Origin of the sequence: Bacillus sp. GbtcB10, from assembly GCF_019091365.1 — a bacterium.
Taxonomy (GTDB): domain Bacteria; phylum Bacillota; class Bacilli; order Bacillales; family Bacillaceae; genus Bacillus; species Bacillus altitudinis.
Window position 1 is genome coordinate 799831 of the sequence record NZ_JAGXJP010000001.1, and the last position, 15690, is coordinate 815520.

Consider the following 15690-nt stretch of genomic DNA (forward strand, 5'->3'; position numbering starts at 1 on the left):
ACGTATATATCAGCTATGTTCTAATACATAATAAATAGGATGAACAAAGGAGGTTTCTCATGACGTACTTACAAGAGAAGACATTTGATACACCTGGTCTTCATACTCATATTGTCAAAACAGAAAAATTTAAAACCGTGACGATCCTTTTTAAAATGCTTGCGCCTTTATCCAAAGATGACGTCACCATGCGTTCTCTTTTCCCGCATGTGCTTTTAAGAGGAACAGAAAAAATGCCGAAAACGGGAGAGCTTCGTGCTTATTTCGACGAGCTCTATGGGGCGACCGTTTCCGCAGACATGGCGAAAAAAGGTGAAAATCACATCATTACCTTTCGTCTAGAAATGGCGAATGAAAAATATTTAAAGGATCAAACCCCTTTACTAGAAAAAGGGATTGCCTTACTTTCTGAACTATTATTCCACCCGTACGTGGAAAACGGGGTATTTCATGAATTGTACGTTGAGCAAGAAAAACGAACATTGAAACAGCGCATTCAAGCCGTTTATGATGACAAAATGCGCTATTCAAACTTAAGACTTGTGCAGGAAATGTGTAAAGGTGAGCCATATGCACTGCACGTCAATGGTGAAATGGAAGACGTCGAAGCGATTACGTCAGAAGCGCTCTTTAAAGCATACGAGCATGCACTTCAGTCAAACCAGCTGGATCTCTATGTTGTGGGAGACGTTGATGAACAAGACATCAATCGAATGGTCTCGCAATACTTTAAAACAAGTGAAAGAGAGCCGGTCAAACAAAATACCGAATCATCAAGATTACAAATAGAGCCAAAAGAAGTCATTGATGAAGAGGACGTAAAACAAGGAAAGCTAAACATTGGTTTTCGCACACATACAACGATAGCGGATAAAGATTATCCGGCGCTGCATTTGTTTAATGGCATATTCGGCGGCTTCTCGCATTCAAAGCTATTTATCAATGTGCGCGAAAAAGCAAGTCTTGCGTACTATGCTGTTTCTAGACTTGAGAGCTTTAAAGGTTTGATGATGGTCATGTCAGGAATTGAAGTCGGCAACTATCAGCAGGCAGTAGACATCATCAAAGAACAATTTGATGCCATGCAAAAAGGCGATTTTTCTGATGAAGCAATTGAACAGACAAAGGCTGTCGTCAAAAACCAGTTGCTCGAAACAATTGATACGTCTTATGGAACAGCGGAATACTTATATCAGCATGCCGTCGTGCCAACAGGGGAGAGCCTCGATTCCTTTTTAGATGCGTTAGACAGAGTGACAAAAGAGGACATCATCAAAGTGGGTCAAAAAATCGAATGGGATACGACCTATTTTCTTAAAGGAACGGAGGGTGCTTCATGACAGTGAAAACAATTCAATTCGATCAGCTGCAAGAGACGGTATATCACGAAAAAATGGACAGCGGACTAGACGTCTATGTGCTGCCAAAGCAAGGGTTTAACAAAACATATGCAACCTTCACAACAAAATATGGCTCTGTCGACAATGAATTTGTGCCGCTTGGCAAAGAAGACATGATCCGAGTGCCTGATGGAATTGCCCATTTCTTAGAGCATAAGCTGTTTGAAAAAGAAGATGGTGATGTGTTTCATACATTTAGTAAACAGGGAGCAGCCGCAAACGCATTTACGACGTTTACGAGAACGGCATACTTATTTTCAAGCACGGCCAATGTCGAACAGAATCTTGAAACACTCATTGATTTTGTGCAAGAGCCTTATTTTACTGAAAAAACGGTCGAAAAAGAAAAAGGCATCATTGGTCAAGAAATCAACATGTATGATGACAATCCAGATTGGCGTTTATTCTTTGGTCTGATCGAAAACCTCTATCAAGAGCACCCAGTGAGAATTGATATTGCTGGAACCGTTGAAAGCATTGCGCCAATTACGAAAGACCATTTATATGAATGCTACGAAACGTTCTATCACCCAAGCAATATGCTTCTTTTTGTAGTAGGTCCTGTTGATCCGGCGCAAATTTTAGACCAAGTAAGAGCGAATCAGGCAAAAAAACCATTTACCGATCAGCCGGATATTCAGCGGAAAGAGATCAATGAACCTGATCGTGTATACCGAAAAGAATACGAACTGAAAATGAATGTACAAGGCTCTAAGTGTATGTTTGGTTTGAAAACGAAAAACCCGCATAAAAAAGGAAAACAGCTCCTCAAACATGAGCTTGGCATGAATCTTATTTTAGAGACATTGTTTGGTAAAAGTTCTCTGCAATATGAGCGTATGTATGAAAAAGGCTTGATTGATGAGACATTCAGTTACGATTATACGGAAGAAGGCGGTTTTGGCTTCACTTCAGTTGGCGGAGATACAAATGACCCTGATCAACTCGCAGATGAATTAAAAGAAACGCTTCTTCAAGCAAAAAGCCTGATCACAGAAGAAAAGATTGAACTTGCTCGCAAGAAAAAAATTGGCAGCTTTTTAAAAGCGATGAACTCTCCAGAGTACATCGCCAATCAATTCACTCGATACGCATTCTTAGAAATGAGCTTATTTGATGTCGTGCCAGTACTGGAGCAAATCCAATTAACAGATATTCAGGAAATCTTAGACGAAGAAATTGATGAAGAAAGAATGTCAGTTTTCAAAGTCGTGCCGAAAGCAAAATAAATGAAAAAAAGACAAACTCAACGTATAAGAGTTTGTCTTTTTTGTGTCCAGCTAAAGAAAGCGCTTTATATGCGAAGATATTGATTGACAATTGTTTTGGGTATTAGTTAAACTCTTTAATAGTTAAACAATCAAACTAAAGGAGCAGCATATGGTACAAAATAAAATTGCCCAGCTCATCCAGAGATATGCGGACGTCTATCTCATGATGGAGAAAAAAGTATCGAGTATGATCACGGAAAAGCTCGATAAAGAACTGACACTTGATCAATATTACTCGCTTCGATACATCAATTTACACCCAGGATGTACATCAACAGACCTTGCCAACGAATGTAATGTCAACAAAAGTGCTGTGACATCCATGACCAATCGTCTTTTTAATAAAGATTATATTTATCGTGAGCATGATCAAGCTGACCGAAGAAACGTTCATCTCTATGTAACGCCCGAAGGAAAAGATGTAGTCAGCCGAATGGAAAAGCAGCTTCAGGATCTTGTTCGGTCATATTTAGAAAAATTTGATGAAAAAGAAATCGAATCATTTATTCAAACATATGAAAAGATTTATCAGATTATCATCGAAGAGGAGGCACAACATAGTAATGAGAGCAATCATAAAGGGTAGATGGCTGATCACGATCCTTTGGGTCGTACTAGCGGCTGTATTATTAATCACCGCTCCTAATATGGCGCAATTAACAAAAGAAAAAGGGCAGATTTCTGTTCCAGATGGTTATCCTTCTTCCTACGCCGATCAATTATTAAAGAACATGTCTGAAAATGGGGATACGGAAAAATCGATCGTCATTGTCTTTCAAGGAAAGGATATCGTCAAAGAAAGAGAAGCCTCTTTAAAGAAAGCGATGGAGATTTTAGAAAAGGATCAAGATCTCCATGTTGAAGACATCACTTCTTATTTTGATGCAAACAAAGATATTAAAAAACAGATGCTCTCTAAAGATCAAACAACACTTCTTGTTCCAGTTACATACGACTCGAACAAAATCAAAGCATCCGATTTTAAAGAAAGAGTCAATGAAAAGCTTAAGAGCCTGAACCTGAAATTTGAAATGACAGGGCAGCCGCTAATCGACGATGATGTCATCACAAGCTCACAAGAAGGTCTGAAAAAAACAGAATTCATTACAATTGGGTTTATTTTAATTGTTCTTGTGCTTGTCTTTAGATCCGCAGTGGCACCATTCGTTCCTTTAGTGGCCGTAGCGCTTTCCTATTTGGTCAGCCAATCCATTGTGGCTTACCTAGTAAAGTATGTTGATTTTCCGCTCTCGACCTTTACCCAAATTTTTATGGTCGCCATCATGTTTGGGATTGGAACCGACTACTGCATCCTGTTGCTAAGCCGGTTTAAAGAAGAACTATCTCACGGAAAAGATAAGATTGAGGCGATTATTACAACATATAAGACGGCAGGTAAAACCGTTTTATTCAGCGGAATTGCTGTCCTCATTGGTTTTACGTGTATCGGTTTAGCCGAATTCCAACTGTATAAATCAGCTGTAGCCGTGGCGGTTGGTGTCGCCGTGTTAATTGTGGCACTGCTCACTGTCGTTCCATTCTTTATGGCGGTTTTAGGAAAAGTGTTATTTTGGCCGATCAAAGGCGATATTGCCCACCCGCAATCGAAAATGTGGGAAACAGCTGGTCGTTTTTCATTTAAGAAACCACTTCTCAGCTTGCTAATCGTTGCAATTATTACCCTTCCAGCGATTCTCATGTATAAAGGGACACTTTCATATAACAACCTAGACGAAATCGGCAATAAATACGAATCCGTCAATGCATTTAATACGATCTCTGACAAATTTGGACCAGGTGAAGCCCTTCCAGCAACAGTTGTCGTGAAATCATCCGATCTTTTAGACAATAACGAAGGTCTGATTGCTATTGAAAAACTTAGTCGTGCGATTGAACAAACAGATGGCGTGAGTAAAGTGAGAAGTGCCACTCGTCCTGTTGGTAAAGGACTGAATGATCTGTACGTGAAATCTCAAGCCAAAGAGCTAAATAGCGGGCTTGATAAAAGTAACGAAGGGTTGAAAAAGATCCAAGATGCTCTTACAACCATGAGTAAATCCATCGAGGATCAAACACCACAAATTAAAGCGTCAGGAAAAGGCATTAACAAATTGATTACTGGAACCGAATCCGTAAAATCAGGTATTCAAAACGTCGAAAAATCGATGAGAGATCTGCAAAACGGAATTGATCAAAACAAAAAAGGTGTTTCTGAAATTAAAGAAAGAATAAAGGGTGCGAAAAAGGAATTAACAGATCAAGTCGCACAAGTAAATCAGCAAGTAGCACTGTATAAAAGCATTTCCAAAGAATTAAAAGCCGCATTGGCACAAGTCGATACGTCATCCTCTGCCGCAGCGGATGTGAAAGCTTTGATCAGTCAAGCGAATAAACAGTTCAGTACACTTGAGCAGCAAATTCCGCAGGTGAAAGAAAACCAATCATATCAAGCCATCAAAGCTTCATATAACGAACTTTCTGCTACTTTGCAAGAAGGCGCTAAACAGGCAGACAGTTATGCAAAACAAGCAAAAGAAGCAAAAAAACAGCTTGAAACAGCAGATGCTTTTATCGCAAATGCCTCAGAACAACAAAAAGTGTTTACAAATCAAATTGATGAGCTGATTGCTGGCTTAGAAGCCATTGAAAACGGGCTAGATCAAACGTCTAAAGGCCAAGGAAAGTTAGCTGATAGTATGCCTAAACTTGCAAATGGAGCCGGCGACATCATTAATGGTCAAAAACAAATGAAAGAAAAAATTGGCGGCTTTGGTGACGATCTGACCAAGCTGACGGATGGTCTAAACAAAAGTGTAGACGGCCTTGAGAAAATTTCAAACGGCTTAATGGGTGCAGGAGACTACTTAGATGAACTGAAAAACGCACCAGATCAAGACATGGCCGGTTGGTTTATTCCAAAAGATGTCCTAAAAAATAAAGCATTCAAGCAAGTGTTCGATTCCTACATGTCGGATGACCGCAAAATGACAAAGATTGACGTCATTTTAGAAGACAATCCATATGGAAACGACGCCATGAAAACAATTAAACAAGTAGAAGCTTCGGTCAAACGTGCACTTCCTGAAACAAACCTAAAAGATGTTTCATTTGGCGTATCTGGTGTATCAAGTATGAACGCTGATTTAAAACAGCTGTCAGACCAAGACTTCAATAAGACGGTTCTTTACATGATGATCGGTATTTTCTTAATACTAGTGATTCTCTTCCGTTCGCTCGTGATGCCGCTTTACTTAGTTGGATCGCTGATTTTAACGTACTTTACCGCCATCGGTATAACCGAATTTATTTTCACCCATTTCTTCGGATATCCAGGCATCAACTGGGCTGTTCCATTCTTTGGCTTTGTCATCTTAATGGCGCTTGGAGTCGATTATTCAATTTTCTTAATGGAACGTTTCAATGAATACAAAACAAAAGACATCCAGTTTGCCATGACTGAATCAATGAAAAATATGGGATCTGTTATTATGTCTGCTGCCGTCATTTTGGCAGGAACATTTGCAGCGATGCTACCTTCAGGTGTATTGTCACTCTTACAAATTGCAACACTTGTTCTAACTGGACTTTTATTGTATGCACTCGTTGTGCTACCATTGTTCGTACCTGTGATGGTCAAATTGTTCGGTTCAGCCAATTGGTTCCCATTTAAACGAAAAGAATAAGGATTCCATAAAGAAAGTAGGAACAAAGTATGAGTCGTTGGGCGCTGATTACTGGTGCCAGTGGCGGAATTGGGCAGGCGGCAGCCAAAAAGCTTGCCCAAGAAGGCTGCCATCTGATGCTCCATTATCATCAAAATGAACAAGCGGCTAGTCGTCTTTCCGCTGATCTCAAAGAAACATATCAAGTAGAAACGCACGTCGTTCAAGCTGATTTAGCGAAAACAGGCGGAGCAGCAGAGCTTGTCAGCCGCCTGCCGCTTGATCCAGATATTCTTGTTTTAAATAGCGGAAAGAGTCATGTTGGTTTAGTGACAGATACTGAAAAAGAAGTTCTAGCCAGCATGGTGCAGCTTCATGTGACAAGTCCATATGAGCTTACCCAATCTATTTTGCCTGCCATGATTCAAAAAAAGTCAGGTCATATTATTTCAGTTAGCTCAATATGGGGAGAAACGGGTGCCTCGTGTGAAGTACTGTACAGTATGGTCAAGGGTGCTCAAAATGCCTTCATTAAAGGGCTTGCCAAAGAGCTTGCCCCAAGTGGAATTAGAGCAAATGCAGTCTCACCAGGTGCGGTTCAGACTGATATGATGAAATGCTTCACACAAGAAGACCTTGCGATGATGGAAGAGGAGATTCCGCTCGGCCGTCTTGCCGCACCTGAAGAGATAGCCGATGCCATTTGGTTTCTTGCCTCCAAGCAGTCAAGTTATATCACAGGTCAAATTTTATCTGTGAATGGCGGCTGGTACTGTTAAAAAACGTGTATAATTCGTCTCTCCATGACAAAAGCTATGGCTGTAATTCATCTTTTCGAATGGAGGAATCGACATGTCTGTACTTGAGAGCTGGGACCATTGGAAAAACTTTTTAGGTGACCGTTTAAATCATGCACAGGATAAAGGTTTATCAGATGATACCATCAATAACCTTGCGTATGAAATTGGCGGATACCTGGCTAATGAAGTTGAAGCAAAGAATGAGCAAGAAAGAGTACTTTCTGATCTTTGGAGCGTTGCATCAGAAGATGAGCAGCGTGCCATTGCAAACATGATGGTCAAGCTAGTTGAAAATAATAGCTCGCACTAAACAAAAAGAGAGGTCGTTTGTGCCTCTCTTTTTATTTTAAACGTTTAGCAACATTGTGCTTTCTAAAAATGTGAAAATGCTTTATGATAAAGGAAGGTAAAAATTTGCCACAATGAAGGGGGTAATATCATTTGGCAAAGCTCGAATGGTATTTTGAATATGAGATACAGGTGAACCGTCCCGGACTTTTAGGAGACATTTCTTCTTTAATGGGGATGCTTTCAATTAATATTGTGACAATTAATGGTGTTGATGTATCAAGACGCGGCATGCTTCTTCGATGTGACCACACAGATCAAATTAAGCGGCTTGAATCAATTTTAAATACAATGGAAACGATAAAAGTAACGAAACTAAGACAGCCAAAACTTCGTGACCGTTTAGCTGTTCGTCATGGAAGATACATTCAGCGTGATGCGGATGACAAAAAGACGTTCCGTTTTGAAAGGGACGAGCTTGGTCTTCTTGTTGATTTTATGGCTGAATTATTTAAAAAAGAAGGACATAAATTGATTGGAATTCGCGGAATGCCGCGGGTTGGAAAAACAGAATCAATTGTTGCTTCAAGTGTATGTGCCAGTAAGAGATGGCTGTTTGTATCGTCGACTCTTTTGAAACAGACCATTCGCAGTCAGCTGATTGCAGATGAATACAGCCCAGATAACGTCTTTATTATTGATGGGATTGTGTCGACAAGAAGAGGTTCTGAAAAGCACTTGCAGCTTTTAAGAGAAATTATGAGACTGCCTGCTACAAAGGTGGTAGAGCATCCAGATATCTTTATTCAAAATTCAGAATATACAATGGATGATTTCGACTACATCATTGAATTGCGTAATAGTGCAGACGAAGAAATTACATACGAGCACGCTGAAGAACCACAAGTGTTTGATCATTCTGGTTTTTCTGGCTTCGATTTTTAATATGGTAATGGTAGGTGTTTGTTTTGACTGAATTGGGAAAACGGCTCGTTGAGGCCAGAGAGGAAAAAGGGATGTCGCTGGAGGATCTGATGGCGGCTACCAAAATCCAAAAGCGCTATTTGCTAGCAATAGAACAAGGAAACTATGATATCATTCCAGGTAAATTTTACGTCAGAGCGTTTATTAAACAATATGCCGAAGCCGTTGGACTGAATCCTGAACAATTGTTCGAAGAGTTTCGTAAAGATGTACCAAGTACGTATAACGATGAAGTGTCTGATAAATTATCAAATATTAAACCGCAAAGAGAGCTGCCAAAGCCTGCCTCAAAGGTACTGGAGCTGCTTCCGACGATTTTAATCATTGGAGGGATCCTTGTGGTGATCGCTATCATTTATGTGATCGTTCAAGCGGTTAATCATGATAGCGGACAGAAAAATAATCAGGCGGCTCCTCAGCAATCAGAATCAAAATACGAAGTGTCTGAGGATTCATCGCTGGCAAAGGATCAAAAGAAAAAGGAAAAAGCTTCGTCAGATGATCAAGAAAAATCATCTGAAAAAGACGATTCCTCAAAGGATTCATCTAAAGACGATGAAGATGTTTCTTTGAAGGCGACGAATACAGAGGGTTCTACTACAACGTATGAAGTATCAGGTGCAGAAGAGATGGAGCTAACCATTTCTGCCTCACAAGCTTCATGGCTTCGTGTGAGAGACGAATCTGGAAAAGTGCTGAAGATGGGTGAATTGAAAGATGGCGAATCGTTTAAAACAGACTTGACTGATCTTTCCCAAGTCGATATCCGCTTAGGAAATGCATCGGGAATCGATATTAAAGTCAATGACGAAACGCTGAAGTACGAATTAGACCCTAAAAACACCATGACACAAAACATTGTGATTGTGAATAAAGGAAAGGAAAAGTCATCTTAAGCAAGTAGATGACTTTTCTTTTGTTCCTACTATTATATACATAAAAAAATGCTTTATTGGAGGATTGGAATTCATGTTTAACTTACCGAATAAAATTACTCTTTCTAGGATCGCCTTGATTCCTGTGTTTATGTTGATTATGCTTGCTCCATTAGATTGGGGTGTTGCGCGCTTTGGTGACGTCAGTATCGAAGTCACTCACCTTGTTGGAGCGATCCTGTTTATTGTCGCTTCGACAACCGACTGGATTGATGGTTACTATGCACGTAAGCTCAATTTAGTCACAAACTTTGGTAAATTTTTAGATCCGCTTGCAGATAAATTGCTTGTTTCAGCGGCTTTAATTATACTTGTTCAATACAACCTCACACCGGCATGGATGGCAATTGTGATCATTAGCCGAGAATTTGCTGTAACAGGCCTAAGGCTTGTCTTAGCTGGAGGCGGTGAAGTGGTCGCAGCCAATATGCTTGGAAAAGTGAAGACGTGGGCGCAAATCATTGCGATTTCGGCACTTCTTTTGCATAACCTGCCGTTTGAACTTGTATCATTCCCATTTGGTGATCTTGCCATGTGGGTAGCGGTGTTCTTCACTGTTGTCTCAGGCTGGGATTACTTTGCGAAAAACTGGGAAGCCTTAAAGAATTCTAACTAAAAAGGACGTGTACGCTTTGAAGTCAGAGAGAAAAGCAGAAATTATTGCAGTCGGTTCCGAACTTTTGCTAGGGCAAATTACGAATACGAATGCACAATTCATCAGCAAACAACTAGCTGAAATTGGTGTGAATGTTTATTACCACACAGCAGTTGGTGACAATCCAGAGCGTTTAAAAAGGGCCATTCAAGTGGCACAGGAAAGATCGAATTTTATTATCTTCTCAGGGGGTCTTGGACCAACGAAAGATGATTTAACAAAAGAAACCATTGCAAATACGCTCGGTAAAGAGCTTGTGCTAAATGAAGAAGCATTTGAGTCTATTCAAGAGTACTTCCGTAAAACCGGACGTGATATGTCGCCGAACAACCGTAAACAGGCGCTCGTTCTAGAGGGATCTGATGTGCTCGTAAACCGTTTCGGAATGGCACCTGGTATGTTTATACAAGAGGGAGATACGTTTTACATTCTGCTCCCTGGACCGCCAAGTGAATTGCACCCGATGTTTGAAAACGAAGCGAAGCCGCTTATTTCTGAAAAACTCGGCCTAAAGGAAAAAATCGTGTCTGTTGTCTTGCGTTTCTTTGGCATCGGTGAATCTCAACTGGAAACAGATCTTGAAGATTTAATTGATGCACAGACCAATCCAACGATTGCACCGCTTGCAGCTGACGGGGAAGTGACGCTAAGGCTGACAGCCAAGCATGAGGATGAAAAAGAAACAGAGCGTCTGTTAAAAGAAACAGAAGCACAAATTTTAGAACGGGTCGGCGAGTACTTCTACGGATATGGTGATACATCTCTTGCCTTTGAAGCTTCAAAGGCCTTGCATGAACACGGGAAAACAGTAGCAGCGGCTGAAAGCCTGACTGGTGGTATGTTTTCAGAGTGGCTGACAGATCTCGAAGGGGCATCATCCATTTTAAACGGCAGTGTGGTTTGTTACACAAATCAAGTCAAGCAGCAAGTGCTGGGCTGCCGTGAAGAAACATTGTCTTCTCATGGTGCTGTCAGCAAAGAGTGTGCTTTAGAGCTCGCAGAAGGCGTTAGAAAACTGACGGGAAGCGATATCGGTATTAGCTTTACAGGTGTGGCAGGTCCTGAACCACACGAAGGACAGCCGGTTGGAAAAGTATTTATCGGGCTATCGACAAAAGATCAGACAGACGTGTTTGAATGGATGTTTACTGGCAGTCGATCAGGCATTCGCAAGCGTGCTGTGAAATATGGTTTGCACCACCTTCTCAAATTATTAAAAGAAAGTTAATTTTGTTTTTTATGAGGTTTACTCCTTTATAAAAGAGCGTTTTTTCTAATAGAAACAGCTCTTTTCTTAAATAATCTGCCAAGAAAAAATCGAATATGTGTTCGTTTTTTTCTTGGCAAATGACGTAAAACAAGGTATAGTATAGATAGTGGAATTGATAAAGGAGGAAACAATAGAATGAGTGATCGTCAAGCAGCCTTAGATATGGCTCTTAAACAAATAGAAAAACAGTTTGGTAAAGGCTCTATTATGAAACTAGGAGAGCAAACAGATACACGTATTTCAACAGTACCTAGTGGTTCGTTAGCACTTGATACTGCGCTTGGAATAGGTGGATACCCTCGCGGCCGTATTATTGAAGTATATGGTCCAGAGAGTTCTGGTAAAACGACAGTAGCACTTCATGCGATTGCTGAGGTTCAGCAGCAGGGAGGACAAGCTGCATTTATCGATGCGGAGCATGCGCTAGATCCAGTTTACGCTCAAAAATTAGGTGTCAACATTGATGAGTTGTTACTTTCTCAGCCGGATACAGGAGAACAAGCACTTGAAATTGCAGAAGCACTTGTTCGTAGTGGTGCAGTTGATATTGTTGTCATTGACTCAGTAGCTGCTCTTGTACCAAAAGCAGAGATCGAAGGAGACATGGGAGATTCACACGTTGGTCTTCAAGCACGTTTGATGTCTCAAGCACTTCGTAAACTATCTGGTGCTATCAACAAATCAAAAACAATTGCGATCTTTATTAACCAAATTCGTGAAAAAGTAGGGGTTATGTTTGGTAATCCTGAAACAACGCCTGGTGGACGTGCACTTAAGTTCTATTCATCTGTTCGTTTAGAAGTACGCCGTGCTGAACAGTTGAAACAAGGGAACGACATCATGGGGAACAAAACGAGAATTAAAGTTGTGAAAAACAAAGTGGCACCGCCATTCCGTATTGCCGAAGTAGACATTATGTACGGTGAAGGTATCTCGAAAGAGGGAGAAATCATCGACCTTGGAAGCGAACTAGATATCGTACAAAAGAGCGGGGCTTGGTATTCTTATCAAGAGGAACGTCTTGGACAAGGACGTGAAAATGCGAAGCAATTCCTAAAAGAGAATAAAGACATTCTACTTATGATTCAAGAGCAGATCAGGGAGCACTACGGTTTGGATACAAACGGAGTGAAATCAACTGACGAAGAAGGACAAGAAGAATTGGAATTGAATGACTAAAAAGACGCTGAAAAGCGTCTTTTTTTTACAATTACATAACAGCTAGCGGGTCAAAAGTTCTGTCTTTGCTTGAAATAACGACTTACGCCTCAGTCTGACTAGCTTGACAAGTATTTCCGACACAATTACAATGGGAATGTATCACTTGTTTTTCTTAACATGATTGATAACTAATTTAAACTTGACAAGGGCAGTGAGGATCTCATTCCCTGTGAAGGCCCTGTATGTTGAGACACAAAACAATGTACATGCCGACACTTTATTTGTAAAACCAAGTTCATAGCAAGAGGAGGTGAAAATATGTCGCCTACGATGTTTACGATCATCTCCATTTTGCTGAGCCTAATCTGTTTAGTTGTTGGCTACTTTGTTCGTAAAATCATTGCAGAAGCAAAAATATCCGGCGCAAGAAACATGGCCGAACAAATTGTTGAGGATGCAAAGCGTGATGCGGAAGCATTGAAGAAAGAAGCGCTCTTAGAAGCGAAAGATGAAATTCATTCGTTTCGTGTAGAGGCGGAGCAAGAAGTTCGTGAAAGACGTAATGAGCTTCAAAGACAAGAAAACCGTTTACTTCAAAAAGAGGAAAACCTTGATCGCAAGGACGAGACTTTAGATAAACGGGAGTCCCTGTTGGAGAAGAGAGATCATTCTCTGAATGAACGACAACAACATATTGAAGAGATGGAAAGCAAAGTGGATGATATGATTCGTTTGCAGAAAGCTGAGTTGGAGCGTATTTCTAGTCTAACTCGAGATGAAGCGAAACAAATCATTCTGGATCAAGTTGAAAATGAGCTTTCCCACGACATTGCAGTCATGACGAAAGAATCTGAAAACCGGGCGAAAGAAGAGGCTGATAAAAAAGCGAAAAACATTCTTTCACTTGCGTTACAGCGTTGTGCAGCTGATCATGTAGCTGAAACAACGGTATCTGTAGTCAATCTTCCAAATGATGAGATGAAAGGTCGTATTATCGGACGTGAAGGACGAAATATCCGTACGTTAGAAACGTTAACAGGTATTGACCTGATCATTGATGATACACCTGAAGCTGTCATCTTATCGGGCTTTGATCCGATAAGACGTGAAACAGCGAGGATAGCTCTGGACAAGCTAGTCCAGGATGGACGTATTCATCCTGCACGAATTGAAGAAATGGTGGAAAAATCACGCCGTGAAGTCGATGATTATATCCGCGAGATGGGTGAGCAAACGACATTTGAAGTCGGAGTTCACGGTTTGCATCCGGATCTCATCAAAATTCTCGGTCGCTTAAAATTCCGTACAAGTTATGGACAAAATGTCCTGAAGCATTCAATTGAGGTTGCACATCTTGCAGGTCTCATGGCTTCAGAGCTTGGAGAAGATGCAAAGCTTGCAAAACGAGCAGGTCTTCTGCATGACATTGGAAAAGCCATTGATCATGAAGTAGAAGGAAGCCACGTGGAAATTGGCGTTGAGCTTGCGACGAAATATAAAGAGCATCCTGTTGTCATCAACAGTATTGCATCTCACCATGGTGACCAAGAACCGACATCTATTATCGCTGTTCTTGTTGCGGCAGCCGATGCATTATCTGCAGCACGCCCTGGTGCAAGAAGTGAGACGCTTGAAAATTACATTCGGAGACTTGAGAAATTAGAAGACATCTCTGAATCTTATGAAGGTGTTGAAAAATCGTTTGCGATACAAGCTGGACGTGAAGTGCGTATTATGGTGAAGCCAGATTCAATTAATGATCTTGAAGCTCACCGTCTAGCAAGGGATATTCGTAAGCGGATTGAGGACGAGCTCGATTACCCTGGTCACATTAAAGTGACAGTTATTCGAGAAACTCGCGCAGTAGAGTATGCAAAATAGAGCGGTGCGCTTAGCGCCGCTTTATTTTTTTGTGTAAATATGCAACACTGATAAGAAGATCATTTTATAAGAGAAAGGGTTCAAAACGTATGAAAATATTATTTGTTGGAGATATCGTTGGTTCACCTGGCAGAGATACACTGAAAGAATACTTGCCAAAGCTAAAGAAAAAATATCAGCCGCACTTTACGATTGTCAATGGAGAAAATGCGGCTCATGGGAAAGGCCTTACTGAAAAAATCTATCACGAGCTGCTTCAAGCTGGGGCTGATGTGCTCACGATGGGGAACCATACATGGGATAAAAGAGACATTTTCGATTTCATCGATGATGCACCCCATATTGTTCGTCCGGCAAACTTCCCGCAAGGTACACCAGGGAAAGGGCTCACTTTTATTAAAAAACAAGGTAAAGAACTAGCTGTCATCAACTTGCAAGGCCGCACATTTTTACCTCCGATTGACTGCCCATTTCAAAAAGTAGATGAGCTTATAGCAGAAGCTTCAAAACGTACACCGTTTATTTTTATTGATTTTCATGGTGAAGCCACAAGTGAAAAGCAAGCAATGGGTTGGTATACAGATGGCCGTGCATCATGTGTCGTTGGAACACATACACATGTTCAAACAGCAGATAACCGTGTCTTGCCAAAAGGAACTGCTTATATTTCGGATGTTGGCATGACTGGTCCTTATGACGGTATTTTAGGTGTTGATCGGGAAACGATTATTAAACGATTTAAAACGAGCCTCCCTGTCCGTTTTGAAATTGCAGAAGGCCGCACGACATTAAGTGCAGTGATCGTAGAAATTGACGAATCGTCGAAAAAAGCTGTCAAAATTGATCGAATTTTGATAAATGATGACCATATTTTCTTTGAATAAATATTCACATATTTATTTCAGAAAAATATTAATCAGAAAGAAGGAATATGCGCCCTCTATCGTGAATATAGTAAAAATGGTAGGTAGCCTGCTATTTTTGAAAAACATTTTGGGGATGGATTTTCAAAAAAATAGCAACATCTAACAAAGATTGTTCTAATGAACACTCACTTATCCATTGTAAATTTAAGGGGGAGCAAAAATGGAAATTTTAAAAGTTTCAGCAAAGTCAAATCCAAATTCAGTAGCAGGAGCATTAGCCGGCGTTTTACGTGAACGCGGTGCAGCGGAAATACAGGCTATCGGCGCTGGAGCACTGAATCAGGCGGTCAAGGCTGTCGCCATTGCAAGGGGATTTGTTGCGCCTAGCGGAGTGGATTTGATATGCATTCCAGCCTTTACTGACATTCTTATCGATGGAGAAGAAAGAACAGCAATCAAACTGATTGTTGAACCACGATAATTCTAATTTTATTATTTTCAACCTGCTTACATCATG

General features: G+C 40.7%; 14 protein-coding genes. All 14 read left to right on the top strand.

The genetic code is table 11. From position 1 onward, the window contains the following. Positions 1-59: 59 nt before the first annotated feature. The 14 genes from yfmF (at position 60) to spoVS (ending at position 15654) form a co-directional block, all read left to right on the top strand. The gene (gene yfmF, locus KVT11_RS04275; RefSeq protein WP_048002210.1) at positions 60-1340 is read left to right on the top strand and encodes an EF-P 5-aminopentanol modification-associated protein YfmF; all 1281 of its coding nucleotides are present in this window, start codon (positions 60-62) and stop codon (positions 1338-1340) included. Next, positions 1337-2629 carry an EF-P 5-aminopentanol modification-associated protein YfmH gene (gene yfmH / locus KVT11_RS04280; protein WP_017359055.1) on the top strand — a complete coding sequence of 431 codons (1293 nt, stop codon included), beginning with the start codon at positions 1337-1339 and terminating at the stop codon, positions 2627-2629. The genes yfmF and yfmH overlap by 4 nt, the downstream gene beginning before the upstream one ends. Before the next feature lie 151 nt (positions 2630-2780). Next, the gene (locus tag KVT11_RS04285) at positions 2781-3257 is read left to right on the top strand and encodes a MarR family winged helix-turn-helix transcriptional regulator (RefSeq protein ID WP_017359054.1); all 477 of its coding nucleotides are present in this window, start codon (positions 2781-2783) and stop codon (positions 3255-3257) included. Next, entirely contained in the window at positions 3235-6354 is a 3120-nt protein-coding gene (locus KVT11_RS04290) for an MMPL family transporter (RefSeq protein ID WP_116306867.1), read from the top strand. The genes KVT11_RS04285 and KVT11_RS04290 overlap by 23 nt, the downstream gene beginning before the upstream one ends. Before the next feature lie 29 nt (positions 6355-6383). Next, on the top strand, positions 6384-7112 hold the full coding sequence (ymfI, locus tag KVT11_RS04295; protein WP_116306869.1) for an elongation factor P 5-aminopentanone reductase: 729 nt from the start codon (positions 6384-6386) through the stop codon (positions 7110-7112). Between the two features lie 73 nt (positions 7113-7185). After that, positions 7186-7443, top strand: coding sequence for a DUF3243 domain-containing protein (locus tag KVT11_RS04300; RefSeq protein WP_008344693.1), 258 nt, complete (start codon positions 7186-7188; stop codon positions 7441-7443). Positions 7444-7574: 131 nt separating this feature from the next. Further along, positions 7575-8366 carry a DUF3388 domain-containing protein gene (locus tag KVT11_RS04305; protein ID WP_003211480.1) on the top strand — a complete coding sequence of 264 codons (792 nt, stop codon included), beginning with the start codon at positions 7575-7577 and terminating at the stop codon, positions 8364-8366. Between the two features lie 23 nt (positions 8367-8389). Next, positions 8390-9301, top strand: a complete 912-nt coding sequence (locus tag KVT11_RS04310) for a helix-turn-helix domain-containing protein (protein WP_019744182.1) — start codon at positions 8390-8392, stop codon at positions 9299-9301. A gap of 73 nt (positions 9302-9374) precedes the next feature. Further along, complete coding sequence (pgsA, locus tag KVT11_RS04315) at positions 9375-9956, top strand: CDP-diacylglycerol--glycerol-3-phosphate 3-phosphatidyltransferase (protein WP_008344688.1); 582 nt, start codon at positions 9375-9377, stop codon at positions 9954-9956. Between the two features lie 16 nt (positions 9957-9972). Next, positions 9973-11223 carry a competence/damage-inducible protein A gene (locus KVT11_RS04320; RefSeq protein WP_116306871.1) on the top strand — a complete coding sequence of 417 codons (1251 nt, stop codon included), beginning with the start codon at positions 9973-9975 and terminating at the stop codon, positions 11221-11223. 177 nt (positions 11224-11400) lie between these two features. Next, positions 11401-12444 (top strand): recombinase RecA, encoded by a 1044-nt coding sequence (gene recA / locus KVT11_RS04325; RefSeq protein WP_007499478.1) that lies wholly within the window; start codon positions 11401-11403, stop codon positions 12442-12444. A gap of 300 nt (positions 12445-12744) precedes the next feature. After that, entirely contained in the window at positions 12745-14307 is a 1563-nt protein-coding gene (rny, locus tag KVT11_RS04330) for a ribonuclease Y (RefSeq protein WP_113747382.1), read from the top strand. 89 nt (positions 14308-14396) lie between these two features. After that, a complete protein-coding gene (locus KVT11_RS04335) occupies positions 14397-15191 on the top strand; it encodes a TIGR00282 family metallophosphoesterase (protein WP_008344680.1) in 795 nt (264 codons plus the stop codon). 202 nt (positions 15192-15393) lie between these two features. Continuing rightward, the gene (gene spoVS / locus KVT11_RS04340) at positions 15394-15654 is read left to right on the top strand and encodes a stage V sporulation protein SpoVS (RefSeq protein WP_003211281.1); all 261 of its coding nucleotides are present in this window, start codon (positions 15394-15396) and stop codon (positions 15652-15654) included. Positions 15655-15690 lie beyond the last annotated feature (36 nt).